General features: G+C 72.5%; 25 protein-coding genes and 1 pseudogene. 16 read left to right on the top strand and 10 right to left on the bottom strand.

Going from position 1 to position 26641, the window contains the following annotated elements:
* Positions 1–135 precede the first annotated feature (135 nt).
* The 7 genes from D6B71_RS08510 to trxA all read left to right on the top strand — a co-directional run bounded on the left by D6B71_RS08510 (position 136) and on the right by trxA (position 9468).
* Positions 136–2433 (top strand): DUF6049 family protein, encoded by a 2298-nt coding sequence (locus tag D6B71_RS08510; protein WP_121254018.1) that lies wholly within the window; start codon positions 136–138, stop codon positions 2431–2433.
* Positions 2430–4175 carry a murein biosynthesis integral membrane protein MurJ gene (gene murJ / locus D6B71_RS08505; RefSeq protein WP_240641219.1) on the top strand — a complete coding sequence of 582 codons (1746 nt, stop codon included), beginning with the start codon at positions 2430–2432 and terminating at the stop codon, positions 4173–4175. The genes D6B71_RS08510 and murJ overlap by 4 nt, the downstream gene beginning before the upstream one ends.
* A gap of 74 nt (positions 4176–4249) precedes the next feature.
* Positions 4250–6256, top strand: coding sequence for a hypothetical protein (locus D6B71_RS08500; RefSeq protein ID WP_121254017.1), 2007 nt, complete (start codon positions 4250–4252; stop codon positions 6254–6256).
* Positions 6253–6957 carry an RNA polymerase sigma factor SigM gene (sigM, locus tag D6B71_RS08495; RefSeq protein WP_121254014.1) on the top strand — a complete coding sequence of 235 codons (705 nt, stop codon included), beginning with the start codon at positions 6253–6255 and terminating at the stop codon, positions 6955–6957. Before D6B71_RS08500 ends, sigM begins: the two co-directional genes overlap by 4 nt.
* Positions 6958–7038: 81 nt before the next feature.
* A complete protein-coding gene (locus D6B71_RS08490) occupies positions 7039–7893 on the top strand; it encodes a hypothetical protein (RefSeq protein ID WP_121254012.1) in 855 nt (284 codons plus the stop codon).
* Positions 7894–8035: 142 nt separating this feature from the next.
* Complete coding sequence (trxB, locus tag D6B71_RS08485; protein WP_121254010.1) at positions 8036–9031, top strand: thioredoxin-disulfide reductase; 996 nt, start codon at positions 8036–8038, stop codon at positions 9029–9031.
* Between the two features lie 110 nt (positions 9032–9141).
* On the top strand, positions 9142–9468 hold the full coding sequence (trxA, locus tag D6B71_RS08480) for a thioredoxin (protein WP_121254008.1): 327 nt from the start codon (positions 9142–9144) through the stop codon (positions 9466–9468).
* Between the two features lie 28 nt (positions 9469–9496).
* Here trxA and D6B71_RS08475 read toward each other — a convergent pair whose 3' ends face one another.
* The gene (locus D6B71_RS08475) at positions 9497–10213 is read right to left on the bottom strand and encodes a GNAT family N-acetyltransferase (RefSeq protein ID WP_121254006.1); all 717 of its coding nucleotides are present in this window, start codon (positions 10211–10213) and stop codon (positions 9497–9499) included.
* Positions 10214–10326: 113 nt separating this feature from the next.
* Between D6B71_RS08475 and D6B71_RS08470 the strand changes: the two genes are divergently transcribed.
* The 3 genes from D6B71_RS08470 to D6B71_RS08460 are packed head-to-tail and all read left to right on the top strand — an operon-like array spanning position 10327 to position 13515.
* Positions 10327–11670, top strand: a complete 1344-nt coding sequence (locus tag D6B71_RS08470) for an aminotransferase-like domain-containing protein (protein WP_121254004.1) — start codon at positions 10327–10329, stop codon at positions 11668–11670.
* 59 nt (positions 11671–11729) lie between these two features.
* Positions 11730–12746 (top strand): D-alanine--D-alanine ligase family protein, encoded by a 1017-nt coding sequence (locus D6B71_RS08465; protein WP_121254002.1) that lies wholly within the window; start codon positions 11730–11732, stop codon positions 12744–12746.
* A 4-nt stretch (positions 12747–12750) separates the two neighbouring features.
* Complete coding sequence (locus D6B71_RS08460) at positions 12751–13515, top strand: lysophospholipid acyltransferase family protein (RefSeq protein WP_121254001.1); 765 nt, start codon at positions 12751–12753, stop codon at positions 13513–13515.
* A 185-nt stretch (positions 13516–13700) separates the two neighbouring features.
* Here D6B71_RS08460 and D6B71_RS08455 read toward each other — a convergent pair whose 3' ends face one another.
* The 8 genes from D6B71_RS08455 to rpmH all read right to left on the bottom strand — a co-directional run bounded on the left by D6B71_RS08455 (position 13701) and on the right by rpmH (position 19067).
* Positions 13701–14726, bottom strand: coding sequence for a ParB/RepB/Spo0J family partition protein (locus D6B71_RS08455; RefSeq protein WP_121253999.1), 1026 nt, complete (start codon positions 14724–14726; stop codon positions 13701–13703).
* The gene (locus D6B71_RS08450) at positions 14723–15682 is read right to left on the bottom strand and encodes a ParA family protein (protein ID WP_126688211.1); all 960 of its coding nucleotides are present in this window, start codon (positions 15680–15682) and stop codon (positions 14723–14725) included. Before D6B71_RS08450 ends, D6B71_RS08455 begins: the two co-directional genes overlap by 4 nt.
* A gap of 215 nt (positions 15683–15897) precedes the next feature.
* Entirely contained in the window at positions 15898–16677 is a 780-nt protein-coding gene (gene rsmG / locus D6B71_RS08445) for a 16S rRNA (guanine(527)-N(7))-methyltransferase RsmG (RefSeq protein ID WP_121253995.1), read from the bottom strand.
* A gap of 2 nt (positions 16678–16679) precedes the next feature.
* Complete coding sequence (locus D6B71_RS08440; protein ID WP_206051637.1) at positions 16680–17240, bottom strand: R3H domain-containing nucleic acid-binding protein; 561 nt, start codon at positions 17238–17240, stop codon at positions 16680–16682.
* Positions 17237–18265 carry a membrane protein insertase YidC gene (gene yidC / locus D6B71_RS08435; protein ID WP_121253993.1) on the bottom strand — a complete coding sequence of 343 codons (1029 nt, stop codon included), beginning with the start codon at positions 18263–18265 and terminating at the stop codon, positions 17237–17239. The genes D6B71_RS08440 and yidC overlap by 4 nt, the downstream gene beginning before the upstream one ends.
* A 3-nt stretch (positions 18266–18268) precedes the next feature.
* Positions 18269–18526: a membrane protein insertion efficiency factor YidD gene (yidD, locus tag D6B71_RS08430; RefSeq protein ID WP_121253991.1), complete on the bottom strand. Its 258-nt coding sequence runs from the start codon at positions 18524–18526 to the stop codon at positions 18269–18271.
* The gene (gene rnpA, locus D6B71_RS08425; RefSeq protein ID WP_121253990.1) at positions 18523–18903 is read right to left on the bottom strand and encodes a ribonuclease P protein component; all 381 of its coding nucleotides are present in this window, start codon (positions 18901–18903) and stop codon (positions 18523–18525) included. Before rnpA ends, yidD begins: the two co-directional genes overlap by 4 nt.
* Positions 18904–18929: 26 nt before the next feature.
* Positions 18930–19067, bottom strand: coding sequence for a 50S ribosomal protein L34 (rpmH, locus tag D6B71_RS08420; protein WP_121253988.1), 138 nt, complete (start codon positions 19065–19067; stop codon positions 18930–18932).
* 539 nt (positions 19068–19606) lie between these two features.
* Here rpmH and dnaA point away from each other — a divergent pair.
* Positions 19607–21112, top strand: a complete 1506-nt coding sequence (gene dnaA, locus D6B71_RS08415; RefSeq protein WP_121253987.1) for a chromosomal replication initiator protein DnaA — start codon at positions 19607–19609, stop codon at positions 21110–21112.
* Between the two features lie 77 nt (positions 21113–21189).
* On the opposite strand, the gene D6B71_RS08410 is transcribed toward dnaA, so the two are convergent.
* Positions 21190–21630: a MarR family winged helix-turn-helix transcriptional regulator gene (locus D6B71_RS08410; RefSeq protein WP_121253985.1), complete on the bottom strand. Its 441-nt coding sequence runs from the start codon at positions 21628–21630 to the stop codon at positions 21190–21192.
* Between the two features lie 60 nt (positions 21631–21690).
* Here D6B71_RS08410 and D6B71_RS08405 point away from each other — a divergent pair, with 60 nt between their 5' ends.
* The 5 genes and pseudogenes from D6B71_RS08405 (at position 21691) to D6B71_RS08385 (ending at position 26609) form a co-directional block, all read left to right on the top strand.
* The gene (locus D6B71_RS08405) at positions 21691–22107 is read left to right on the top strand and encodes an organic hydroperoxide resistance protein (protein ID WP_121253983.1); all 417 of its coding nucleotides are present in this window, start codon (positions 21691–21693) and stop codon (positions 22105–22107) included.
* A 544-nt stretch (positions 22108–22651) separates the two neighbouring features.
* Positions 22652–23791 (top strand): DNA polymerase III subunit beta, encoded by a 1140-nt coding sequence (dnaN, locus tag D6B71_RS08400; RefSeq protein ID WP_121253981.1) that lies wholly within the window; start codon positions 22652–22654, stop codon positions 23789–23791.
* Positions 23792–23871: 80 nt separating this feature from the next.
* A pseudogene (gene gnd / locus D6B71_RS08395) lies at positions 23872–24864 on the top strand (phosphogluconate dehydrogenase (NAD(+)-dependent, decarboxylating)); the annotation flags it as partial.
* A gap of 10 nt (positions 24865–24874) precedes the next feature.
* A complete protein-coding gene (recF, locus tag D6B71_RS08390; protein WP_121253977.1) occupies positions 24875–26041 on the top strand; it encodes a DNA replication/repair protein RecF in 1167 nt (388 codons plus the stop codon).
* The gene (locus tag D6B71_RS08385) at positions 26031–26609 is read left to right on the top strand and encodes a DciA family protein (RefSeq protein WP_121253975.1); all 579 of its coding nucleotides are present in this window, start codon (positions 26031–26033) and stop codon (positions 26607–26609) included. Before recF ends, D6B71_RS08385 begins: the two co-directional genes overlap by 11 nt.
* Positions 26610–26641: the final 32 nt, after the last annotated feature.

Below are 26641 nucleotides of genomic sequence, written 5' to 3'. Positions count from 1 at the left end.
GCACGAGGAGCCAGTCTAGAAGAAGGCCACGCAAATGGCCCGTCGCCCGGCGCATGGGCCACGCCTCGTCCCGACCTCCCGGCGTCCCCGCGGCGGCGTCCGGGGGCGGGCCCGCCGACGGATAGAGTCGAGCACGTGGTCACCCCGACGGCGCTCCGGCCTGCCCTCCCGGCCGTGCGCGACTCGCCGCGGTGGCCGCCGACCGTACGCCGGGTGCTCGCCGCGGGCCTGACGCTCGCCGCCCTCCTGGTGCTCGGTGCGGCCCTCGCGCCGGCGCCGGCCGTGGCCGTCGGGTCGGCGTCGCCGGCCGCGTCGCGGGCGGTCGAGGGGGAGGAGACCCCGCTCACGGTGCGGATCTCGACCCTCACGCCCGCGTCGATGCCGCGTTCGGGACCGATCCGGGTCACCGGCACGGTCACCAACGACGACGACGAGGAGTGGACCGATGTCCAGGTCTTCGCGTTCGTGTCCTCGACGCCGATCACCTCGCCCGGCGAGCTCGAGCGGGCGGTCCGGACGCCGCCGGAGCAGTACGTCGGCGACCGGATCACCGTCAACGACACCTACGACACCATCGAGCAGATCGCGCCCGGGCAGACGGTCCGCTACGCCATCCGGGTGCCGCGCTCGGAGCTGCCGGACGCCGGCCCGGGCGTCTACTGGTTCGGCGTGCACGCGCTCGGCACGAGCTCGGTGGGCCGCGTCGACGGCGCCGACGGCCGGGCCCGCACCTTCCTGCCGCTCGTCCCGGACAAGGCGACCCCGGTCGAGACGGCGGTGGTGCTGCCGCTGCGCCACTCGGTGGTGCACGCCGTCGACGGTGCCCTGGCCGACGTCGAGGACTGGACCCGCGCGCTGCGGCGGAAGGGCCGGCTCGGTTCCCTGCTGGCGGTGGCCGAGGCCGCCGGTTCCCGGACCGTGAGCTGGCTGGTCGACCCGGCGGTGCTCGACGCGCTGGCGCAGCTGGCCGCCGGCAACCCGGCGCGGTCACTGGCGCCCACCGTTGAGGAGCCGGGGGGCGAGGACGACGCGGACAGCGAGACCGGCGGGCCCTCGGACTCCGACGAGCCCAGCCCCAGCGGGTCGGTACCCCCCGACGAGCTCGACGAGAGCGAGACGGGGGAGGAGAGCGAGGAGCTCGACCCGACGACCGCGGCGGCGGCCGACGCCGCCCGGTCCTGGCTCGACCGGTTCCGGGCCGTCGTCGAGGACGACGAGGTCCTGGCACTGCCCTACGGCGACATCGACGTCGCCGCCGCCGCCGAGCACGACCCCAGCCTCTACCGCGCGGCGAGGGAGCGCAGCGAGCGCGCGATGACCGGCTGGAAGCTGGACGCGACACCGGCCGCCTCCCCGGCGGAGGGCTACTTCGACCTCGACGCGCTGCTGCTGCTGGAGAGCGATGCCACGGTGCTGGTGAGCGACCAGATGGTGCCGGGGCTCTCGGCGGTCGTCACGATCGGCGGCCAGTCGTTGGTCACCACCTCCACCGGCGCGGCCGCCGGCGGCCCGGGACCCGACGACGGCCGCTCGGCGCTGGCGCTGCGCCAACGCATCCTCGCCGAGGCGGCCGTGCGCAGCGGGGGTCTCGGGGCCGCGCTCGTCGTCTCCTACCCCGCGGACGGCCCGCGGGGACGCCTCGCGTCGCTCTTCGCCGGCCTGGACGCCCCGTTCGTGGAGCTCACCGACGTCGTCGACGTGAACAGCGAGCCGCCGCGTCCGCTCACCAACCAGGACCTGCGCTACCCGGAGGCCCAGGAGGAGCGCGAGGTCGGCCCCGAGAACTTCGCGGCGGCCCGGGCGCTGACCCGCGTGGGTGACTCGCTGCAGAACCTGCTGCTGCGCAACGACCGGGTCGGTGGCGTGATCGCCGACCAGGCGCTCAGCGCCGTCTCCTACGCGGCCCGCGACGACCGCGACGCCGCGCGGCTGGCGCTGGACGGCTCCCGCGAGTGGGTCGAGGAGCGGCTCTCCTCCATCCAGATCACCGCCCCGCGCGGGGTGACCCTGTCCAGCTCCGACGGCCGCTTCTCCGTCACGCTCAGCAACGGGCTCGAGGAGCCGGTCGTCGTGCAGGTCGAAGCGCTGGCCGACGCCCCGCTGGAGATGGCGTCCCCCGACCCGGTGACGATCGCGCCCGGGGGGCGCACCTCGGTGCTGCTCAACGCGCACGTCTCCCGGGTCGGCGTCTACAACGTGACGCTGCTGGTCACCGACAGCGACGGCACGCCGTTGGGCTCGACCGACCGGCTGCCGGTGCGCTCGGCCCAGGTGAGCGGCGTCATCTGGGTGATCATCGCCGCCGGCGGCGGCCTGTTGCTCGGCACCGTGGCGATCCGGCTGGTACGCCGGGTGCGGGCGCACCGCCGCAGCTCGCGGGCTGCGGGGGCACCGGAGCGGGAGCCCGAGCCGGAGCAGGGGGCAGCCTCGTGACCGAGGGCCGTCGCGACGACCCCGCCCCCCGCCCCGGCCAGGAGCCCGGCCCCGACCCGGCCCAGGAGAGCGAGCAGGCCGGCGTCCTCGGCTCCAGCGCGGTGATGGCCGCCGGCACCATCGTCTCCCGGCTCAGCGGCTACGTGCGGTCGATCCTGCTGGCCCTGGCGCTGGGCAACCTGCTGCACGCGGACGTGTTCAACCTCGCGAACACCGTGCCGAACATGCTCTACATCCTGCTCGCCGGCGGGGTGTTCAACGCGGTGCTGGTGCCGCAGCTGGTCCGGGCGATGCGACACGACCCCGACGGCGGGGAGGCCTACACCAACCGGATCGTCACCGCGGCCGGCCTGTTCCTCGCCGCCGTCACGGTGCTGCTGGTGCTCGCGGCACCATGGGTGATGTCGCTCTACCTCGACGGCAAGTGGTCCGAGCCGTCGCGCGCGGCACAGCGCGAGTCGGTGATCGACTTCGCCCGCTACTGCCTGCCCCAGGTGTTCTTCTACGGCATGTTCGTGCTGGTCGGCCAGGTGCTCAACGCCCGCGGCCGGTTCGGCCCGATGATGTGGGCGCCGATCGCGAACAACGTGATCTCGGTGGCGGTGCTGCTGGTCTACCTGTTCTGGTTCGGCCCCGCGGAGGGCGCGGAGCGGTTCGGCGGCTACGACAGCTCCCAGGAGCTGGTGCTCGGCCTCGGTTCCACGCTCGGCATCGTCGCCCAGTTCCTGATCCTCGTGCCCTACCTGCGCGCGGCGGGCTTCCGCTATCGGCCGCGGTTCGACTTCCGCGGCACCGGCCTGGGCCACACGCTGCGCCTGGGCACCTGGACGGTGCTGTTCGTGATCGTCAACCAGATCGCCTACACCGTCGTGGTCCGGCTCGCCTCCAGCGGCACCGCCGGGGGCGGCGAGGACGGCACCGGCTACTCGGTCTACTCCGCGGCGTTCCTGATCGTGATGGTGCCGCACTCGGTGATCACGGTGTCGCTGACCACCGCGATCCTGCCGCGGCTCTCGGCGCGCGCCGCGGACGGCGACCTGTCGGGGCTGGGGCGCTCGCTGACGTCCACCCTGCGCACCGCGCTCGCGGTGGTCGTGCCGTTCGCGGCGCTGCTGCCACTGATCGCCTCCGACCTGGCCAAGGTGATCTGGGGCTACGGGGCGGCCGCCGCGACCTACGAGAACTACGTGCCTTCGCTGGCCCTGTTCGGTCCCGGACTCGTGCTGTTCACCGTCCACTACCTGATGCTGCGGGGCTTCTACGCCGTCGAGCGCACCCGCACGGTGTTCTGGATCCAGTGCGGCGTGGCCGCCACCAACATCGTCATGGCAATGGCGCTGGTGCTGCGCGCCGACGACGCGGGCACCTCGCCGGCGCTGGTGCTCGCCTACACCGCCTCGTACGCCGTGGGGGCGGTCGCCTCCTACCTGGTCCTGCAGCGGGCCCTCGGCTCGCTCGACACCGCCGTCCTGGTGCGCTTCGGGGTCCGGCTGGCGCTCGCCGTGCTCGTGTCGACCGCGGTTGCGTGGGCGGCGCTGCAGGCGCTCGACGGTCCGCTCGGCGGTCTGCTCGATGCCGAGGGCGGCGTCTGGCCGTGGGTGATGGCGGGCGTTCGGGCCGCACTGGTGGCGCTCGTCGACGTCGTCGTGTTCCTGGTCTGTGCCCGGCTGCTGCACCTGCGCGAGGTCACCAGGGTGCTCGACCTGGTCCTGCGGCGGCGTCCGCCCGCGCACCGGCGCTGACTCGGCCTACGATGACCAGCACACCCGCCAGCACACCAAACGTGTCCACCAGCCGGTCGACGAAAGGGAGCGCAGTGCCGCAGTCCATCCGGCCCGGCGACGTGCTCGCCGGTCGGTACCGACTGGTCGACCTCCTCGTCGAGAGCAGGGGCGGCCGGTTCTACCGGGCGCACGATCGCGTGCTCGAGCGGCAGGTGGCCGTGCACGTGCTCGCCGCCGACGACCCCAGGGCCACCCAGCTCGTGGAGGCCGCCCGGCGGTCGGCCACCGTGCCCGACCGGCGCCTGCTGCGCGTGCTCGACGCCGACCGGGTCGACGGGGTGTGCTTCGTGGTCAACGAGTGGGGCTCGGGCACCTCGCTGGACCGGTGGCTGGCCGCCGAGGGACCGCTCGCGCCACGCGAGGCGGCCTGGCTGGTCGGCGAGGTGGCCGACACCATTGCCACCGCCCACCTGCGCCGGGTCGGACACGGCCGGCTGGCGCCCGAGAACGTGCTGGTGGACCGCAACGGTGGCGTGCGGATCATCGGATTCTGCGTGGAGGCCGCGTTGCACGGCATCCACGAGGACCACGACTCCGTGGTCGAGACCGACGTCGCCGACCTCGCCGGCCTGCTGTACGCCGCGCTGACCGGCCGGTGGGCGGGTCGGTCGACGTCGTCGGTGCCGGCGGCGCCCCGCGAGCACGACCGGGTGCTGCGCCCGCGACAGGTGCGCGCCGGTGTGCCCCGGCCGCTCGACACCGTGTGCGACGAGGTGCTCAACCCGGTGACCCGCGGCCGGCTGCCCAGCGCGCCCTCGGCGCAGTCGATCGCCGACACCCTCCTCGAGTTCGTCGGCGACCCCACCGGGCTGAGCGACGGACTGGCCGCGCGCAACCCGTCGGGCCGATCCCCCGACCTGGTGACGCTGGCGGCGCTGCCGGACCCGCCGGTCCGGGAGCGGGACGCCGCGGCTCCGCCCGCCGACGGCTCCGCGGTCGAGCAGGTCGCAGGGTCCGGCGACGAGGGCACCCTGGCCTGGGAGCCGCAGGGCGACCTCCCCGCCGACCCCGAGCCCGAGTCCGACTCCGCACCCGACTCGGGTCCGGAGTCCGGGGACGGCGCGGACAGCGAGACCGGCCCGCTGCCACCGGTCCCACCGGTGCCGGCCGACGCCACAACCGCGCCCCCAGCCGGCCCGTCGTCGGGGGACCAGCCGACGGAGGCCGGCATGCCGGTCTTCGGCGACGGATCCGACGACGTGTCGTGGCTGCGGGCCCGCTCGACACCGCCGCCGCCCCCGCCGCCGCTGGAGGAGCCCCCGGCGAAACCGCTGTTCGCCCCCGAGCCGGAGGGCGGCTGGCCGTCGCGCCCCCCGCGGCCCGCGATGCCGACCCACACCGGCACCGGTGCGGGCTTCTGGCCGTGGGACACCGGCACCGGGCGCGGCACCGGCACCGGCCTGCGCGCGGTGGTCGGCGAGCCCGACGAGGTCCCGGGCCGGCGGTGGCTGCTGCTCGCGAGCGGCCTGGCCATCGGGCTGGTCGTGCTGCTGGCGGTCGTGATCGCCTACAACCTCGGTCGGGGGCGCACCCCGCTCGGCGCGGAGCCGCAGGACGAGGCATCGCCCACCCCCTCCCCGTCGCCGTCCGCCACGCCGACCCCGATCACCGGCCTGGTGGCCACCGACCTCGACCCGCAGGGTGAGGACGGCGGCGAGTACGCCGACCTGACCGCGCTGGCCGTCGACGGCGACCCGGGCACCGCCTGGCGCACCTCGACGTACCTGCAGAACTTCGGTCCCGCCGGGCTCAAGACCGGCGTGGGTCTGGTCGTCGACCTCGGCGCGGCGGTGCCGGTGTCCGAGGTCGACCTCACGCTGGTCGGCGAGGGCACCGGGGTCTCGCTCTACGTCACCGAGGAGGCCCCCAGCGGCGTGGCGGAGCTCGAGCCGGTCGCCGAGGTGGTCGCCGCGGCGAAGGAGCAGGTGACGCTGGAGGAGCCGGCGACCGGGCGCTACCTGACGCTCTGGCTGACCTCGCTGCCGGCCGTCCCCGACGGGTTCCGTGGCGAGGTGGCCGAGGTGGTGGTCCGCGGATGACCCGCGCGACGCGGGAGACCCCCCTCCCCGAGCTCACCGACGCCGAGCTGATGCGCGCGCACGTCGACGGCGACCCGGAGGCGTTCGGGGTCCTCTTCGCCCGGCACCGAGACCGCCTGTGGGCCGTCGCGATGCGCACGATGGGCAACGCCGAGGACGCTGCCGACGGTCTCCAGGACGGTCTGATCGCGGCGTTCCGGCGGGCCGGCTCGTTCCGCGGCGACGCCGCGGTGACCACCTGGCTGCACCGGGTCGTGGTCAACGCCTGCCTGGACCGGCTGCGGGCGGCGAAGGTCCGTCGGGCCGAGGCGCTGCCCGACGACCTCGACGACTACGGCGACCGCGGCTCCCTGGTCTCGGCCAGCGACGCCGGCGACCCGTCCGATCTGTCCGTCCGCGCCGAGCAGCGCCGCCTCGTGCTCGGTGCGCTGGCCCAGCTCGCCCCCGAGCAGCGCGCCGCGTTGGTGCTGGTCGACATCGAGGGCTACTCCGTGGCCGAGGCGGCCGACGTCCTCGACTGCGCCGTGGGCACGGTCAAGTCGCGCTGCTCGCGCGGGCGTGCCCGGCTCGCCGTGCTCCTCGGCGTGCTCGCGCCGTCCTCGGGTGATGCGCTCCACGCCGACCCGGGGAACCACGTCTCCACCCCGGTCGTCGGAACTACGCGGGCGCCTCGGGCACCGCCCGAGCAGCACCGGCCGTGACGGGGGGGCGTCGGCCGTGCCAGGCACGACCTACCACGACCCAGGAACCACCATGCGCGCACACGGAGGGAGGAGGATCCCGTGAACCGTCCCCACGACCCGTCGGATCCCACCCCCTCGACCCACCCTGCCCGGCCGCCCGGCCGGCCGGGCGACCTCCCCCTGGGGCCGGGGGAGGAGACCGAGGTACGCCGCCTGCTCGCCGCAGCCCGGCACACCGAGCCGATGCCGGAGACCGTCGTCGACCGGCTCGACGGGGTGCTCGCCCGGCTGACCGCGGGCGACGATCCGGATCTCGAGACGCCAGGGGGGATCGGCTCCTCCGGTCGGAGCGGCACCGTGGTCCAGCTCGCGTCACGCCGTCGGCGTGCCCGCCGGCTGCTGCTGGTGGCCGCCGCGGCCGTGGTCGCGGGCGTCGGCGCGGGCCAGCTGGTCTCGGAGGTGCCTTCCGCAGACAACGACGACTCCGCGGCGAGCGCGGAGGCCGAGCCCCTCAGCTCCGGCGACACCTTCCCCCTCGAGGACCAGGCCGGTGGGCGCAGCCGGGCCCAACGGGACGCGACCGCCTTCAAGGGGATGGCACCAGCCCCGATCGGCTCGGAGACCTTCGCCGACGACGTAGCAGCCCTGCAACTGCCCCCGGTCGAGACGTCGGCGGGCATGGCCGGCTCGTCGACCGACTCCGAAGGCGGTGGTCGCGGCCAGTACGACAGCCAGCGCAGCGACGGCGGTCCGGCCGCCGACCTGTCCACGGACGCCGCGTGGTTCGAGTGCACGCCCGCCGACTGGGGTGCCGGCCGCCTGGTGCCGGTGCTCTACGACGGGGATCCCGCGGTGCTCGCGTTCCGGCCGCGCACCGGAGACAGCCGGGTCGTCGAACTGCTCCAGTGCGGCAGCGGCGACGTACTGCGCTCGCTGACCGTGCCGACGAGGTAGTCCCCCGGACGCCGGGGTCCGCTGCGCGGAATGCCGCTCCCCTACGATCGGTTGTGCTTGTTGAGCCCGGCGCGGGCAGCTCGCCCGCCGACCAGGAACGACGCGCGCCCGTGCCCGTCGACCCCGAGGAGAGAGCGACTCCATGCCCGAGACCCGCAACGTCATCGTCATCGGCTCCGGCCCGTCCGGCTACACCGCGGCCGTCTACGCCGCCCGCGCCGCCCTCCAGCCGCTCGTCTTCGAGGGGTCGGTCACCGCGGGCGGCGCGCTGATGAACACCACCGAGGTGGAGAACTTCCCCGGCTTCCGCGACGGCATCATGGGCCCGGCACTGATGGACGAGATGCGCGCGCAGGCCGAGCGGTTCGGCGCCGAGCTGGTGGCCGACGACGTCGTCGAGGTCGACCTGACCGCCGAGCCGAAGGTGGTCAAGACCGCCACCGAGACCTACACCGCCCGGGCGGTGATCCTCGCGATGGGGTCCGGCTACCGCAAGCTCGGGCTCCCCCGCGAGGACGAGCTCTCCGGCCGCGGGGTGTCGTGGTGCGCCACGTGTGACGGCTTCTTCTTCCGCGACCAGCACATCGCGGTCGTGGGCGGCGGCGACTCGGCGATCGAGGAGGCCACGTTCCTCACCCGGTTCGGCTCCAAGGTCTCGCTGATCGTGCGCCGCGACGAGCTCCGCGCCTCCAAGATCATGCAGGAGCGCGCCTTCGCCGACCCCAAGCTCGAGATCCTGTGGAACTCCGCGGTCGCGGAGATCAACGGCGCCGACCGCGTCGAGTCGCTGACCCTGCGCGACACGGTCTCCGGTGAGACCCGAGAGCTGCCCGCCACCGGGCTGTTCATCGCGATCGGTCACGACCCGCGGTCCGAGCTGCTGACCGGCCAGGTCGACCTGGACGACAACGGCTACGTCGTGGCCAGTCACCCCTCGACCGGCACCAACCTGCCCGGGGTCTTCGCCGCCGGTGACCTGGTCGACCACATCTACCGGCAGGCGATCACCGCCGCCGGCACCGGCTGCGCCGCCGCCCTCGACGCCGAGCGCTACCTCGCCGAGCTCGACCACGCTGCGTCCGGCCCGGCCGACGCGCAGGCCCGCGCCGACGCCGAGGCGCTCAGCCCGACGCTCTGATCCCCTGCCCGGCGCGCGGAACAACCGACGCCCGGGCGGTGTTGACCCCCACGGCGGAGCCCTCCGCCCTGGCGTTTCCAGCCCCCGCACGTTCACAGAAGGGAAAGTCCGTGGCGAACATCAGCTCCGTGACCGACGCCGACTTCGAGGCCCAGGTTCTGAAGTCCGACAAGCCGGTCCTGGTGGACTTCTGGGCCGAGTGGTGCGGGCCGTGCCGCCAGGTGGCCCCGATCCTCGACGAGATCGCCAACGCCCACGGCGACAAGATCACGTTCTTGAAGATGAACGTCGACGAGAACCCGGTCACCCCCTCGTCCTACCGCGTCACCGGCATCCCGACGATCAACGTCTACCAGGGCGGCGAGGTCGTGAAGAGCATCGTCGGCGCCCGCCCCAAGGCGACGCTGCTCGGCGAGCTCTCCGAGTTCATCAGCTGATCGGCCCCGACTCCCAGGCCCCCGGCGCTCACCGCGTCGGGGGCCTCGTCGTCCTCCGGGTGGGGCGCGGGGTCGGCCGCTGGGCCGCCCTCGCGTCCGGCACGGGTGCGGGGGCGGCCTTGGATGCCGGTCGGACCGCCCCCACCAGCCGCTCCAGGGCGGCCTCGACCTCGTCGCGCCAGGTCAGCGCCGAGCGCAGGTCCATCCGCATGCGGGGGGTGAGGGCGTGCGGCCGGTGGGTCTTGAAACCCACCCCTCCGAGGAAGTCGACCGGCAGCAGGCAGCCCATCGCGCCGCCGGGTCTCGGCAGCCGCTGGGGGCGGGCGTCGCCGAAGGCCTCGACCGCGCGGATGCCGCCGCGTGAGATGAGGTCGCGGGCCATGCCCTGCACCAGCATCCGGCCCAGACCGCCGGCCGCGTGCGCGGGATCGACGTACGCCGAGGCGAGCAGCACGGCGTCCGGCGAGACCGGGGCCGTGGCGATGCCGGCCGATCCCGGCAGGAACGCCTGCGGCGCATAGATCAGGTGACCCACCGGGCGGTCGTCGACCAGCACCACCCGGCCGCAGGAGCCCCATTCGCGCAGCAGGTGGGAGAGCCAGGCCTCCTTCTCGGCGCGGGGATCCTCCACCCGCTGCCGGCGCACCGGGTCCAGCTGCCAGAACAGGCAGCTGGCGCACGGGTCGGGGAGAGCGTCGAGGTGGTCCAGGGTGAGCCGGACGACCTTGCGTGAGGCTGAGAGCACAGCCCCTCCCCGGGCGGTTGGTGGCGATCGGACGTGTGCGGCGCCACCGACCGGGGCCCGGTGGGCGGTCCCCCTGTGCGCCGAGGCGCGTCATCGTCCATGCTAGACGGGTCATGGAGAGCACTCCCGCGTCCGAATCGTCCCCCCGGGGCAGCACCCGCCTCGACTCCTACGTCGACCGGTACGCCGCGCGCACCGCCGGCATGACCGCCTCCGAGATCCGAGCTCTGTTCTCGGTGGCCTCCCGCCCCGAGGTGGTCTCGTTGGCCGGCGGCATGCCGAACATCTCGGGCCTGCCGCTCGACGTGGTCGGCGGGGCCATCGGCGAGCTGGTGGCCGAGCACGGTGCCGTCGCGATGCAGTACGGCTCGGGGCAGGGGGTTCCCCGGCTGCGCGAGCAGATCTGCGAGGTGATGCGGCTCGAGGGCATCGATGCGCACCCCGACGACGTCGTGGTGACGGTCGGCTCACAGCAGGCGGTCGACCTGGTCACCCGCATCTTCTGCGACCCCGGCGACGTGGTCATCTGCGAGGCGCCGTCCTACGTCGGTGCCCTCGGCGTCTTCAAGGCCTACCAGTGCGACGTGGTGCACGCCGAGATGGACGCCGACGGGCTCCGTCCCGACGCGTTGGAGCAGGCGATCAGGGCGGTCAAGGCGTCCGGTCGCCGGATCAAGTTCCTCTACACGATCCCGAACTACCACAACCCCGCCGGCATCTCGCTCTCCGCCGAGCGCCGGCCCGAGATCCTGCGCGTCTGCCGCGAACACGACATCCTGGTGCTCGAGGACAATCCCTACGGGCTGCTCGGCTTCGACCGCGAGCCACACCGGGCGCTGCGCGCCGACGAGGCCGAGGGCGTGATCTACCTCGGGTCGTTCTCCAAGACCTTCGCTCCCGGGTTCCGGGTGGGCTGGGCGCTGGCTCCGCACGCGGTCCGGGAGAAGCTGGTGCTCGCCCAGGAGTCGGCGACGCTGTGCCCGCCCCAGTTCTCGCAGATGGCCGTCTCCGCCTACCTCGACAATCACGACTGGCAGGGGCAGATCAAGCAGTTCCGTGAGATGTATCGCGAGCGGCGGGACGCGATGGTCGAGTCGCTGCGCGACCTGATGCCGGCGGCGTGCCGCTGGAACGTGCCCGACGGCGGCTTCTACGTCTGGCTCACCCTGCCCCCCGGCATCGACGCCAAGGCGATGCTCCCGCGCGCGGTGACGGCGCGGGTGGCCTATGTGCCCGGCACGGCGTTCTTCGCCGACGGCTTCGGGTCCGGGTCGATGCGCCTGTCCTACTGCTACCCGACCCCCGAACGCATCCGCGAGGGGGTCCGCCGGCTCGCCGGCGTGCTCGAGGACGAGCTCGAGCTGCGCGAGACCTTCGGCGCCGTGCCCCCGACGCCGCACCTGCCGTCGTCCTCGCCCCGCAGCGGCTACGACGGCCCGGCCAGCGACCTCACCTGACCCCAGACCACTCCCGACCGTCTGGCCCCCACCAGACGCCCCAGCCCCGGAGGAGACTCGTGGCAGCCAGCAGCCAGCAGAACACAGGCGGAGCCCGGCCGGCCCCGGTCTTGGTCCTCGCCGGAGGCCTCTCCCACGAGCGAGACGTCTCGCTGCGTTCGGGGCGCCGCGTCGCCGAGGCGATGCGCGGCGCCGGGCTCGAGGTGGTCGAGCGCGACGCCGACACCGCCCTGCTCGCCCTGTTGCGCGAGGAGCGCCCCTCCTGCGTCGTGCCGATGCTGCACGGCGAGACCGGAGAGGACGGCGCCATCCGCGAAGTGCTCGAGCTCTTCGACGTGCCCTACGTCGGCGCCCGGCCGGCTGCGTGCCGGGTGGCCTTCGACAAGCCGGTGGCGAAGACCGTCGCCACGCGGGCGGGGCTGCTCACGCCCGAGTCGGTCTGTCTGCCGGCGCAGACCTTCCGCGAGCTCGGCGCCTCGGAGGTGATGGCCGCTCTGGTCGCTCGCCTGGGGCTGCCGCTGATGGTCAAGCCCACGCAGAGCGGGTCGGCGCTGGGTGCCGCCGTCGTCCGCACCGCCGAGGAGCTGCCTGCGGCCATGGTCGGCGCCTTCGCCTACGGGGATGTCGCGCTGATCGAGCAGTTCGTGGTGGGCCGCGAGGTGGCGGTCCCGGTGATCGACGACGGGTCCGGCCCGCGCGCCCTGCCCGCGGTGCTGATCTCCCCCGACGGGGGTGTCTACGACTACACCGCCCGCTACACCGCAGGTGCCACCGAGTTCACCGTGCCGGCGCCGTTGTCCCCGGAGCTGACCGAGGAGGTCGCCCGGGTGGCCCTCACCGCGCACACCGCCCTGGGGCTGCGCGACGTCTCCCGTTCGGACCTCATCATCGACGGGGACGGCCGGGTCTGGTTCCTCGAGGTCAACTCCGCTCCCGGGTTCACCGAGACCTCCACCGTGCCGCTCGCGATCTCGGCTGCCGGTCTCGACCTCGGCAAGGTGTGTGCCTCGCTGGTGCAGGCGGCGCTCGCCCGGCCGACCTCGCCGGAGGCCGCGCCCGGCCCCGTGGCAGGCTGAGCCAATGCGCGACATCACCTATCCGCCGATCATCGGCACCTGCAAGCTGACCTTCCGGATGCTGGGCCAGCGCTTCAAGATGACCGGCACCGAGAACGTGCCGCGGCACGGCGGCGTGCTGATCGCGTGCAACCACATCGGCTACGCCGACTTCGTCTACGGCGGCCTGGGCGCCAACCCCTCCGGGCGCCTGGTGCGGTTCATGGCCAAGCGTGAGATCTTCGACCACCCGGTCGGCGGACCGGTGATGCGCTCCATGCACCACATCGAGGTCGATCGCGGCGAGGGGCTCGCGTCGTACCGCAAGGCGGTCGACTATCTGCGTGCCGGTGAGGCCGTGGGCATCTTCCCCGAGGCCACGATCTCGCGCGCGATGGAGCTCAAGGAGTTCAAGACCGGCGCGGTGCGGATCGCGGCCGAGGCCGGGGTCCCGATCGTGCCGATCGTGCTCTGGGGCACGCAGCGGATGCTCACCAAGGACCACCCCAAGGACTTCAGCCGCGGCCGCACGATCTCGATCACCGTCGGCACCCCGATGCGGCCCTCCGGCGAGGACCCCGTCGCCGAGACCGCCGAGCTGCACCGGGTGATGTCGTCGATGCTCGACGAGACGATCCGCAGCCACCCGCCCGAGGAGCAGCCGCCGGGCTCGTGGTGGCTCCCGGCCCGCTACGGCGGCTCCGCCCCCACGCTGGAGGAGGCGGCCCGGCTCGACGCCGAGGAGCGCGAGGAGCGCGCCCGGCGCCGGGCTGCCAAGCAGCGCGGCTGAGTCGGGGTTCACGCGAGGGTTTCACCGCCTGGGCGGGGTAACCCTCGCTCGCTCGTGCCATGCTTCAGCGCCGAGCGAGGGTTCGGCCCTCCGGTGTGACTGGTGTGGCAGGCATGACGTCGATACGTCGCTTCCTCGCCATAGCAATAAGTCGACAAAGCGCCCTATCGCTACCCGCGGCTCCCTCAGATGGGTCGATCGGACCGGTTGCGCGGATCCATGATCTCGATGATTCGCTGCAGGTCGTCCAGCGTGGCGAACTCGACGGTGATCTTGCCTTTGCTGCGGCCCAGGTCGACCTTGACCCGCGTCTCGAACCTGTCCGAGAGCCGGTCGGCGATCTCGACCAGACCCGGCGCGCTCGGCCGTCGCCGAGGCGGCTTCGGTCTGCCCTCCGGCTCCTCGCCGACCGCGACGATCTCCTCGAGACCACGCACGCTGATGCCCTCCGACACGACCCGCTGCGCCAACCGGTCCTGCTGCTGCGGGTCGGCGACCGCCAACAGGGCGCGCGCATGACCGGCCGACAGCACGCCGGCCGCGACCCTGCGCTGCACCGCCGGTCCGAGCTTGAGTAGCCGCAGGGTGTTGCTGATCTGGGGCCGGGAGCGGCCGATGCGGGATGCCAGCTCGTCGTGGGTGCAGCCGAAGTCCTCCAGCAGCTGCGCGTAGGCGGATGCCTCCTCCAACGGGTTCAGCTGCGAGCGGTGCAGGTTCTCCAGCAGTGCGTCACGGAGCATGTCCGTGTCGTCGGTCTCCCGGACGATGGCCGGGATCCGCGTCAGCTCCGCCTGTCGGGAGGCGCGCCACCGGCGCTCTCCCATCACCAGCTCGTAGGCGTCCGGCCCGGTACGGCGCACCACCACGGGCTGCAACAGGCCCACCTCGCGGATCGAGTGCACCAGCTCGGCCATCGCCTCCTCGTCGAAGACCTGCCGGGGCTGCACCCGGTTCGGCGTGATCTGCTCGACGGGGATCTCGGCGAAGTAGGCGCCTTCGACGACAGCGAGCTCCGGGCCGGCCGTCGGCGCCGAGGGTGGGTCACCGGCCGTTCCCTCCGCCCGGCCCACCGACGCGACGTCACGGTCGCTCTCGAGCTCGGGACCAGAAGCCGGCCCGTCGATCGGCGCCGCGGCCGGTGGCGCCGTCGGGATCAGCGAGCCGAGGCCGCGGCCGAGGCCGCGGCGCTGCTGCGGGCGGGGGCTGCTCACGCGCGTACTCCCTTCAGGGCGATCTCGCGGGCGGCCTCCAGATAGCTCAGCGCCCCCGGGGAGCCCGGATCGTAGGTCATCACGGTCTGCCCGTAGGAAGGGGCCTCCGAGACCCGGACCGAGCGCGGGATCGACGTCTTCAACACGCGCTCCCCGAAGTGCTCACGCACCTCCTCGGCGACTCCGGCGGCCAGCCGGGTGCGTGCGTCGTACATCGTGACCAGGATGGTGGAGACCTCCAGATCCGGGTTGAGGTGGGCGCGAACCATCTCGACGGTCTCGAGCAGCTGCCCGAGCCCCTCGAGCGCGTAGTACTCGGCCTGGATCGGGATCAGCATCTCGTCTCCGGCCACCAGGGCGTTCAGCGTCAGCAGCCCCAGAGACGGCGGACAGTCGACGAGCACGTAGTCGTAGCGCTCCTCGCCGGCTCGCTCCGCGCTGCCGACCAGGGGATGACCGGCGATCGCCTTCTGGAGGCGGCTCTCGCGTGCCACCACGCTCACCAACTCGATCTCCGCTCCCGCCAGGTCGATGGTGGCCGGCACCACGAACAGGCCGTCGATCTCCGGCGAGGGGGCAACCACCTCGGCCAGCGGGACGCCCTCGACCAGGGCGTCGTAGGTCGACGGGGTCCCCCGGTGGTGCTCGACGCTCAGCGCCGTCGAGGCGTTGCCCTGGGGGTCGAGGTCGATGACCAGCACCCGCTGTCCCAGCTGGGCCAGAGCAGCGGCGACGTTGACCGTCGAGGTGGTCTTGCCGACGCCGCCCTTCTGGTTGGCCACGACGAAGACCCTGGTGGCGTCGGGCCGGGGAAGACCGGATCGCCGGGCACCCTGGGTTCGGGCGAGGATGCTGTGCTCGGCCGCTCGAGCCAGTGGGGTCGTCTCGTCATCGAGCGGGGTGGCGAACTCTGCGACGTCTGCCGCCGTCCGGACCCGGAATCCGGCGGAGGCCACCGGCCCCCCGGTCGCCTGCGACGGATCCCCGGTTTCACGTGAAACATCGAGGTCAGCCTTCGTCGTTTCACGTGAAACGTCAGGCTCTGGCACGTCGCCTCCTGTGGAGAACTTGATCGGATCTGTGGACGAGCACGCTCACGGGGCCGCCGACTATCGGTGGATAACTCTGGGGATGGTCCGGGGCGAGACGACCCTGACTCCTTCGGACCGACTCATCGCCGACGCCGCGAACGCTCACGCCCCGGCCGGCCGGAGCGGCCTCGCTGACCGCCGTCATCACCGCGCCCTGCGGCAGCCTGCCAAGATACTCGCTCGGGGTCGGCCCAGGAAACCACCACCGCCAGCGTCGGTGGGTCGAGCACCTCCGCGCCGCAGCGACGCACGATCGGGGTGTGGCACCCGAGCGCCGTCAGCGTCGCCGCAGCGTCCTGGATCTCGCCCTCCACCGAGGAGCCCTTCATCGCAACCAGCGAGCCACCCGCGGAGACCAGGGGCATCGACCATTCGAGCAGTCGACCCAACGGGGCCACCGCCCGGGAGGTGACGACGTCGAAGGAGCGCTCGCCGTGCAGGGCCTCGGCGCGCGCACGCACCAACTCGACGTTGGGAAGCGTGAGCTCGTCCACGACCTCTTCCAGGAAGGTCGTGCGCCGCAGCAGTGGCTCGACCAGGGTGATCCGCAGATCCGGCCGGGCGATGGCGAGCACGAGGCCGGGCAGACCAGCCCCCGATCCCACGTCGGCGACCGTCGCGTTCTCGGGTAGCAGTTCCCCCAAAGCTGCGCAGTTGAGCAGGTGTCGCTCCCACAGCCGACCGACCTCGCGGGGACCGATCAGGCCCCGAACCACCCCTGGGCCGGCCAATGCCTCGGCGTACCGCTGCGCCAGCTGCAGCCGCTCCTCCCGGAAGAGCGAGGTTGCCGCAGCCGGCGGCGACGGTAATGCGGTTTCACGTGAAACATCGCAGCCGCCGTCGGCGTCAGCGCCGGACATCGTCAGTCCGGCAGGATCACGACGTGGCGGCGCGGCTCGACGCCCTCGGACTCCGAGGTGAGACCGGCCTCGGCCACGGCATCGTGCACCACCTTGCGCTCGAAGGGCGTCATCGCGTCGAGCGCCAGCGGAGCCCCGGCCTCCTTGACCTTCGCCACGCATTCGGCGGCCAGAGCCTCCAGGCGACGCCGCCGCTCGGCCCGGTGGCCGGAGACGTCGAGCATCAGCCGGGAGCGCACGCCGGTCTCGCGGTAGACCGCCAGTCGGGTCAGCTCTTGCAGCGCGTCGAGGACCTCCCCACGCTCGCCGACCAACTGGCTGAGGTCCGCGCCCACGATCGAGACTGCGGCCCGGTCGCCCTCGACGTCCATGTCCAGGTCACCGTCGAGGTCGGCGATGTCCAGCAGCTCCTCGAGGTAGTCCGCCGCGATGTCGCCCTCCCGCTCGAGCTCCCGCACCCGGTCCGCTCGCGAGCCTGCGGTGCTGGGCTCGTCCTCGGCCGGTGCCGATGACGTGGTCTCGAGATCAGCGGACGTGTCGGACTGCACGTTGTCGTCGCTCACTTCTTCTTCCCCTTGTTGCCGGGCTTGCTGCTGGGCGGCTTCGGTGTACGCGGCGCGGCGGCGGTCGGCCGACCGCCGCCCTGCTTGCGTTGGGATCGGGTCTGCTTCTTGGGCTGCTGGCGCGGCGCCGGCCGGGCGGGACCCTCCGGCTCCGAGGCAGGCGCGGGCTGGTCCGTGACGACGGCGATCCCCTTGCGCTCCGCGCGGTGCCGGTCGCGCTCCTCCTTGGCCTTCGCCGCCGGGGTCCCGGGCGCCGGGTTGTTCCGGATGACGTAGAACTGCTGGCCCATGGTCCACAGGTTCGACGTGGTCCAGTAGAGGAGCACACCAATCGGGAACGCGATGCCGCCGACCGCGAAGACCACGGGGAGCACGTAGAGCAGCAGCTTCTGCTGCTGGGCGTAGGGACCACTCAGCGCATCGGCCGGCATGTTCTTGGCCATCAACTGGCGCTGGGTGGTGAACGTCGTGATCGTCATCGCGACCACCAGCAGCGCGGCGAAGGACATCACCGTGCCGGAGCCGTCCGCCTTGAGGAAGGTCGCCGCCAGCGGGATCGCGCCGCCCAGCTCCGAGGAGCCGAAGCTCTTGGCCAGCGAGGTGGTGAGCACACCGTGGCCCTTGCCGTCGGCCGCCTGATCGAGCAGCCGGAACAGGGCCAGGAAGATGGGCATCTGCAGCAGGATCGGCAGGCACGAGGCGAACGGGTTGGTGCCCGTCTCCTTGTAGAGCTTCATCGTCTCCTGAGCGAGACGCTCCCGGTCGTGCCCGTACTTCTTCTGCAGCTCCTTAACCTTGGGCTGGATCAGCTGCATGTTGCGACTGGACTTGATCTGCTTGACGAACAGCGGGATCAGCGCGGCCCGGATGACCAAGGTCAGGCCGACGATCGACAGCGCCCAGGCAAGACCGCCGTCCTTGTCGAGGAAGAGGCTGAACAGCTTGTGCCACCCGACCAGGACCGCCGAGATCGCGTAGTACAGCGGCGTCATGATCAGGTTGCCGATGTCGCCGAAGATGCCCACGGATCAGGCTCCTTGCCGGGTGTTGGGGGAGGAATGGCCCGCGCTCACACGCGGGGGGACAGGGTCGTAGCCGCCCTCGGCCCAGGGGTGGCACCGCGCGACCCGCCGCGCCGCGAGCCAGCTGCCCCGCGCGCTGCCGTGCTCCCGTACGGCGTCCAGCGCGTAGGCGGAGCACGACGGGTGGTAGCGGCACACCTGGCCGTAAAGCGGGCTGATCAGCGTCCGGTAGGCACGCAGGAAGCCGATCAGGAGGTACTTCATCGAGCGCACCGCGAGCGAGGGGCCGCCGAGTCTGCCGAGGGGGAGAGGACCCGGTCCAGGCAGTGCCCGAGGTCGGCCCCGAGGCGTTCGTAGCTGGCCGTCGCCGACGCAGGCAACGCCCGGACCACGAGCACAGCAGAGCCCGGGAGCGACGAGACGTGCTCCCGGGCCAGGTGGCGGAGGCGGCGCTTCACACGATTCCGGACGACTGCGTTGCCGACGGCACGGCTGACCACGAACCCGACCTGCGGCGGAGCGGCCCCGGGCGTGGGAGCGACCAGGTGCACCACCAGGGTCCGTGACCCGGAGCGGCGACCCTGCCGAACCGCCTCCCGAAACGACGCGGAGTCGACCAGACGGGAGGACGCGGGCAGCACGCCGGCTCCGGTCAGCGAGCCGTGGCTCAGACCGTCAGGCTCTTGCGGCCCTTGCGGCGGCGCGAGTTCAAGATCGCGCGACCGGCACGGGTGCGCATGCGCAGACGGAAACCGTGCACCTTGTGGCGACGACGGTTGTTCGGCTGGTACGTACGCTTGCTCACAGCTCTGTTTCCTTCGGTGGTGGGTCGGGTCCGGTGGATCGGCGGCGCCAGCCCCGTGGCGCTGGCTGCGCTGGGGCGAAAAACAGGCAGTTCAACTGGCACCGCCCACCCGCGGGCTTCCCGTGGGCATGCGGCACCGGTCGACACCGGGGACCGGCCAACGGTACGCGGTGGTATTCCACAGGGTCAAACCGGACGAGAGCACCGGATGCACTCCGATGACCCGCTGCATGCGACGATACCTGCGACCTGTGGAGAACTGCTTGCAGGAGGGTCCGGACCGGACTACGTTCAGGTCTCCGAGGTTCCCCGCCACCGCCCGGCAGAACCTGGTCTGTCGCTCCCTCGGCAGTCGACGCACACCGGCCAACACGTGCTGCCTGACCTGCGAGGACGGCACGCCGAGGCGCCAGGCGGATGGACTCGGCAACGAGTTCTCCACAAGATCCGACACGTGTTCACACCCTGTGGACAAACCTGTGGAGACAACCACTCACCGGTTCGGCCGGTGCGCCGGACGACGAAGGGAATCGGAACCCGTGGAGCACACCATCGACCTGCACGAGGCCTGGCGAGGGGTGGTGGCCGACCTCCAGGCCCACCAGCGTGCCTGGCTCCGAGCCAGCGATCCGGTCACCCTCCACGAGTCGACGGCGATCATCGCGGTCCCCAACGACTTCACCCGGGGTCAGCTCGAAGGGCGGCTGCGCGGCCAACTCGAAGACGCGCTCACCGTGGCCTTCGGTCGAGAGATCCGGATCGCGGTGACGGTCAACCCCGCGCTCGAGCACAGCGCCGACACCGACGGCGTGTCGACAAATCCACACGACGACATGTCGACACATCAACCAGTCGACATCGATCTGGTCCGCGACGACCGGCCGGAACCGGGCACCCACCCCACCGAGCACCACGGCGACGGCCTCCGGACCGCCGGTGACAGCGGGTCGCCGAACGCGCCGGTGCTGCCCATGGCCGGGCGCGCCGAGAGCCGGCCCACCGCCCTCGAGGCGCGGCTGAACCCGAAGTACACCTTCGAGACCTTCGTCATCGGGTCCTCCAACCGCTTCCCGCACGCGGCAGCGGTCGCGGTCGCCGAGGCCCCGGGCAAGGCCTACAACCCGCTCCTCGTCTACGGCGACTCCGGCTTGGGCAAGACCCACCTGCTGCACGCCATCGGCCACTACGTCCGCAGCCTCTACACCGGCGCGAAGGTGCGCTACGTGTCGAGCGAGGAGTTCACCAACGAGTTCATCAACGCGATCCGCGACGACCGCCAGGACCGCTTCAAGCGCCGCTACCGCGACGTCGACGTGCTGTTGATCGACGACATCCAGTTCCTGGAGGGCAAGACCCAGACCCAGGAGGAGTTCTTCCACACCTTCAACACGCTGCACAACGCCAACAAGCAGATCGTGCTGACCTCCGACCGGGCCCCCAAACGTCTCGAGGCCCTCGAGGACCGCTTGCGCAACCGCTTCGAGTGGGGACTCATCACCGACGTCCAGCCCCCCGACCTCGAGACCCGGATCGCCATCCTGCGCAAGAAGGCCGCGATGGACCGGCTCACCGCACCCCCGGACGTGCTGGAGTTCATCGCCTCCAAGATCCAGACCAACATCCGTGAGCTCGAGGGAGCACTGATCCGGGTCACCGCGTTCGCGAACCTCAACCGCCAGGAGGTCGACATGACCCTGGCGGAGATCGTGCTCAAGGACCTGATTCCCGAGGGCGGCGAGCCCGAGATCACCGCCGCGCTCATCATCGCCCAGACCGCCGCCTACTTCGGGCTCTCCATCGAGGAGCTCACCGGGCCCAGCCGCGGCCGGCACCTGGTCATGGCCCGCCAGATCGCGATGTACCTCTGCCGGGAGCTCACCGATCTGTCGCTGCCCAAGATCGGCGCGCAGTTCGGCAACCGCGACCACACGACCGTGATGTACGCCGACCGGAAGATCAACCAGCTCCTCGCCGAGAGGCGCGCGGTGTTCAACCAGGTGAGCGAGCTGACCAACCGGGTCAAGATGCAGGCCCGCCAGGGCTGAGGGTCTCGGCAGGTCGACCACCGAGCCCACCCGGCTCGACCGCCGGGAGGGCTCGCAAGCCCCTTCGGCCAGCGTGCTCAGCCCAGCGCGGTCCGGAGCCGGTCCAGCAACTGGCGGAGCTGGACCAGCTCCGCCACGTCCAGCCCCATCCCCTCGACCAGTCGCTGCGGCACGTCGGCCACTCGCTCGCGCAGCGCCCAGCCCTCAGCAGTGGGCTCCACCAGGACCCGACGCTCGTCCTCGGGGTCGCGCCTCCTGCTCACCCAGCCCGCCCCCTCGAGCCGCTTCAGGACCGGCGTCAGGGTCCCCGAGTCCAGCGACAGCCGGGCCCCCAGCTCGCCGACGGTCAGCGGCGCGGACGCCGACCAGAGCCCCAGCAGCGCGAGGTACTGGGGATAGGTGAGCCCCACCTCGCCGAGCAGGTCGGCGTAGCGCCGGGTGACCGCGCGAGAGGCCGCATAGAGCGGGAAGCACAGCTGCGAGTCGAGCTCGAGTTGGGGGTATCGCTCCGGCGCCACGGCTCCAGCCTACGCACTCATCTGTTGCCTCTTTTAATTGTGCACAATATGATTGCGTGCATGACACCTCTCTACACCGCCTCCGCCGTCGCCACCGGCGACGGACGCAACGGCCACGTCCGCAGCACCGACGGCTTCGTCGACACCGAGGTCCGCACCCCGCCCGAGCTGGGCGGCCCCGGCGGCGCGACCAACCCCGAGCAGCTCTTCGCCGCCGGCTACGCGGCCTGCTTCCACTCCGCGCTGCGGCTCGTCGCCGGCAAGGCCGGCGCCGACGTCACCGACTCCGAGGTGGTCGCCGACGTGTCCATCGGCTCGGTCGACGGGGGCGGCTTCGGTCTCGCCGTGCAGCTCGAGGTCGCCCTGCCCGCGCTCGACCACGCCACCGCCCTCGACCTGGTCCACCAGGCACACCAGGTGTGCCCCTACTCCAACGCCACGCGCGGCAACATCGAGGTCACGCTGACGGTCGCCTGACCCCCCTCGACGGCGCGCTCGCGCCCGCTGCACCAGACCACTTCGGGGCCAGGGACCACACGGTCCCGGGCCCCGTCGTCGGCTGCTCGGCGTACCCGACCCCCTGTGGAACCGGTGGGGAGCACCTCGCCCCCGACGTGGAGCACCTGTGGACAGACCGCGCCGCCCGCCCACCGGCCGACCCCGCCTCCACAACCACCGGCGATTCCTCGGATCGACCGTCCACAGCCCCTGTGCGACCCGACACGCGGCGCGAGCAGGCCAGATCCAGGTTCTCCACAGTTTCCACCGACGCTATGACTACCTCGGACCTACCCACTGGACGATCCTCGGTGGACTTCCTCCCGACCCTCGACCTGGGGATAACCCTGCGAGCCCTGGGTGCCACCCGAGCCCCGCCGGCCGGCGAACACGGACCCGGATCCACCCCGAAACCACACTCCTGATGCCCCGGAGCCCGAGGCGTGGCAGGATTCCGATCCCGGAGACGTGTGCAGCACCTGCCCGACACGTCCCTGCCCCCGAATCGCAGAAGGACCCCATCGTGAAGTTCCGCGTCGACCGCGACGTGCTCGCGGATGCCGTCGCCTGGGCTGCTCGCAGCCTTCCGGTCCGCCCGAGCGCTCCCGTCCTGGCAGGTCTGCTCATCGACGCCTCCGACGAGGGCCTGGTCCTCTCGAGCTTCGACTACGAGACCTCGGCCCGAGCCACGCTGAACGCCGAGGTCAGCGACGAAGGCCGGGCGCTGGTCAGCGGCCGGCTCCTCGCCGACATCTGCCGCAGCCTGCCGGCCAAGCCCGTCGAGATGGTCCTCGACGGCGCCCGGGTCTCGCTCACCTGCGGCTCCGCCAGATTCAGCCTGCAGACCATGCCGGTCGAGGACTACCCCACGCTGCCCCAGATGCCCGCGGCCACCGGCACCGTGCGCAGCGACGACTTCGCCCACGCGGTGGCCCAGGCGGTCACGGCCGCCGGGCGTGACGACATGCTGCCGGTGCTCACCGGCGTCCGCATCGAGATCGACGGCTCCACGATCTCGCTGCTCGCGACGGACCGGTTCCGGCTCTCCCACCGCGAGCTGCAGTGGGACCCGCGCACCCCCGACGAGAGCATCGCCGCCCTCGTCCCGGCGAAGGTGCTCGCCGACACGGCCAAGTCGCTCACCGCCGGCGAGCAGGTCACCATCGCCCTGTCCGCCAGCGGATCGGGCGAAGGGATCATCGGCTTCGAGGGCACCGCTCCCGGCGGCCTGCGGCGCACCACCACCCGGCTCCTCGACGGCGAGTTCCCCAAGGTCCGGAGCCTGTTCCCCGCCGAGCACCTGACGCGCGCGCTCGTCGACAAGGCCGCCCTCGTCGAGTCGGTCAAGCGCGTCTCCCTCGTGGCCGAGCGCAACACCGCGGTCCAGCTCGCGTTCAGCCAGGGCGTGCTCACCCTCGACGCGGGCTCCGGCGACGAGGCCCAGGCCTCGGAGTCCATCGAGGCCTCGGTCGACGGCGACGACATCACCACCGGGTTCAACCCCCAGTTCCTCCTCGACGGCCTCACCGCCATCGACCAGCCCGTGGTCGAGCTCGCGTTCACCCAAGCCTCCAAGCCGGTCGTGATCAGTGGATCGGTCGACGACACCTCGGTCGACCCCGGATTCCGCTACCTGCTGATGCCGCGCCGGCTCCTGGGCTGACCGGCACCGGGCGGCCTCTCGCCCTCCGATCGCCAGGAGACGCGGGCCCATCCGGCGGCTGACTACGGTGGAGGTCCACGACGCGGACGAGGTTGGGAGCAGGCATGCAGATCGGGCTGGTCGGACTCGGCAAGATGGGCGGGAACATGCGCACCCGCCTGCGCGAGGCGGGGCACACCGTCGTCGGCTACGACCGCAACCAGGACGTCGCCGACGTCTCCTCGCTCGCCGAGCTGGTCGAGCGACTGCCGAGTCCGCGCGCGGTCTGGGTGATGGTCCCGTCCGGCGAACCGACGCGAGCGGTGATCCGCGAGCTCTGCGACCTGCTGGCCGAGGGTGACGTCGTGGTCGACGGAGGCAACTCCCGGTGGACCGACGACGAGGTGCACGCCGAGCTGCTCGGAGCCCGCGGGATCGGATTCGTCGACTGCGGCGTCTCCGGCGGCGTCTGGGGCCTGAAGAACGGCTACGCGTTGATGTGCGGCGGCCCCGCGGATGCCGTCGCCGTGGTGCAGCCGGCGCTCGACGCCCTCAAGCCCGCCGGCGAGTCCGGCTTCGTGCACGCCGGCACCCGCCCCGGAGCCGGCCACTTCGCCAAGATGGTCCACAACGGCATCGAGTACGCGATCATGCAGGCCTACGCCGAGGGGTTCGAGCTGCTCGAGAAGGTCGACCTGGTCGACAACGTCGTCGACGTCTTCGACTCCTGGCGCGAGGGCACCGTGATCCGCTCCTGGCTGCTCGACCTGCTGGTGGCGGCCCTGCGCGACGACCAGCACCTCGACCAGGTCGCCGGCTACGCCGAGGACTCCGGTGAGGGCCGCTGGACCGTCGAGGCCGCCATCGACAACGCCGTCCCCCTCAACGTGATCGCGTCCTCGCTGTTCGCCCGATTCGCCTCCCGCCAGGACGAGAGCCCCGCGATGAAGGCCATCGCCGCGATGCGCAACCAGTTCGGCGGCCACGCCGTGCGGACGGCACCACCCGTCGGCGGTGACGTCAACCCCGTGGAGGGCGCCGGCGAGCGGCCCGCCGAGCCGGCGGAGCAGCCGGCCCGTCCACCGCAGGAGTAGCGGTCGTGCCATGTACGTCGCTCACCTGACCCTGCACGACTTCCGCTCCTACGCGGGTGTCGACGTCGCCCTCGAGCCCGGTGTGACCGCGTTCGTCGGCCGCAACGGCCAGGGCAAGACCAACCTGGTGGAGGCGGTCGACTACCTCTCGCGCCTGGCGTCGCACCGGGTGGCGGGTGACGCGGCGCTGGTGCGTGCCGGCGCCGAGCAGGCGGTGGTCCGGGCGGCCGTCGTGCGGGACGGGCGGACCGCGGTCCTCGAGGTCGAGGTCAACCCCGGGCGCTCGAACCGCGCCCGCGTCAACAAGTCACCCCTGCCGCGCGCCCGCGAGCTGGTCGGGCTGGTGCGCACCGTGCTCTTCTCCCCCGAGGACCTCGCACTGGTCAAGGGCGACCCCTCGGACCGTCGCCGGTTCCTCGACGACCTGCTCGTGCTCCGCGCGCCCCGGATCGCCGGCGTACGCGCCGACTACGACCGGGTGCTGCGGCAGCGCAACTCGCTGCTGAAGACCGCGGGGGCCGCCCGTCGAGGCAGCTCCTCCCGGGAGGGGGCGCTGGCCACCCTGGAGGTCTGGGACGACCACCTGGCGCGCACCGGCGGCGAGCTGCTGGCGCAGCGGCTCGCGCTGGTGGACGCACTGGCCCCCTACGTCGGCAAGGCCTACGAGACCGTGGCGCGCGGCGCGACCCGCGAGGACGCCGAGATCGTCTACCGCCCCTCCTTCGACCTGCCCGGTGAGCTGATGGCCGAGGCCGACGCCGAGGAGCTGCGTCGGGCCCTGCTCGCCGAGGTCGAGCGCAGGCGCGGTGACGAGCTCGACCGGGGGGTCTCGCTCGTCGGGCCGCACCGCGACGAGTTGGTGCTGACCCTCGGCGGTGGGCCCGACTCCCCGCGGCTGCCGGTGAAGGGGTACGCCTCGCACGGCGAGTCGTGGTCCTTCGCCCTGGCGCTGCGCCTCGCGTCCTACGACCTCCTCCGTGCCGACGGCGACGACCCGATCCTGATCCTCGACGACGTCTTCGCCGAGCTGGACGGCGAGCGCCGCGACCAGCTGGCCGCCCTCGTGGCCGACGCCGAGCAGGTGCTGGTCACCGCGGCCGTGCCCGAGGACGTCCCGGCGGTCCTGGCCGGCTCCAGGTTCCGGGTCGGGGGCGGCGAGGTGGTCCGTGAACCCTGACGGCGAGCCCCCGCTCCCCCTCCCTGCTTCCGGTGCCGAGCCGGCACCGGACCCGGGAGATGCCGAGCCCCCCCACGCCGACGACGGCTTGGATCTGGCCCGGGCGCTGACCAGGGCCACCGCGCGCATCGGTGGCCGTCCGGCCCGGCGCCGGCGCCGGACCGAGAGTCGCGAGCAGAGCGGCAGGGTCACCGGATCGCACCCCGACGACCGGGATCCGCAGCTGGTCGACGCCACGCTCGGACGGCTCGTGGCCGAGCGTGGCTGGGCGCTGGACCTCAAGGTGCACGGCGTCTTCGCCCGCTGGGACGCGTTAGTCGGTCCGGAGGTGGCCGAGCACTCGACGCCCGAGTCGTTCGCCGACGGTCGGCTGGTCGTGCGCACCGACTCCACCGCCTGGGCGACCCAGCTGCGCCTGCTGGCGCCGACCGTCGTACGCCGTCTCAACGACGAGCTGGGCGCGGGCGCGGTCACCGCACTCGACGTCGTCGGCCCGCACCTGCCCACGTGGAAGAAGGGCCCTCGATCGGTGCGCGACGGGCGCGGACCTCGCGACACCTACGGCTGACGGGCTTCGGCGGGCGAGGTCGGCATCCGGTC

This window comes from Nocardioides ferulae, assembly GCF_003660455.1.
In the GTDB taxonomy this organism is placed as follows: Bacteria; Actinomycetota; Actinomycetes; order Propionibacteriales; family Nocardioidaceae; genus Nocardioides; species Nocardioides ferulae.
The sequence above is the reverse complement of the archived record's forward strand: the minus strand, read 5'-3'. Positions and strand labels throughout refer to the sequence as shown.

Bases quoted from the DNA above. Each gene is read 5' to 3' on its own strand.
- sigM (WP_121254014.1), top strand. From the start codon at position 6,253: ATGACCCGCGCGACGCGGGAGACCCCCCTCCCCGAGCTCACCGACGCC.
- trxB (WP_121254010.1), top strand. From the start codon at position 8,036: ATGCCCGAGACCCGCAACGTCATCGTCATCGGCTCCGGCCCGTCCGGC.
- D6B71_RS08470 (WP_121254004.1), top strand. From the start codon at position 10,327: ATGGAGAGCACTCCCGCGTCCGAATCGTCCCCCCGGGGCAGCACCCGC.
- D6B71_RS08460 (WP_121254001.1), top strand. From the start codon at position 12,751: ATGCGCGACATCACCTATCCGCCGATCATCGGCACCTGCAAGCTGACC.
- rsmG (WP_121253995.1), bottom strand. From the start codon at position 16,677: ATGTCCGGCGCTGACGCCGACGGCGGCTGCGATGTTTCACGTGAAACC.
- yidD (WP_121253991.1), bottom strand. From the start codon at position 18,526: ATGAAGTACCTCCTGATCGGCTTCCTGCGTGCCTACCGGACGCTGATC.
- D6B71_RS08405 (WP_121253983.1), top strand. From the start codon at position 21,691: ATGACACCTCTCTACACCGCCTCCGCCGTCGCCACCGGCGACGGACGC.
- recF (WP_121253977.1), top strand. From the start codon at position 24,875: ATGTACGTCGCTCACCTGACCCTGCACGACTTCCGCTCCTACGCGGGT.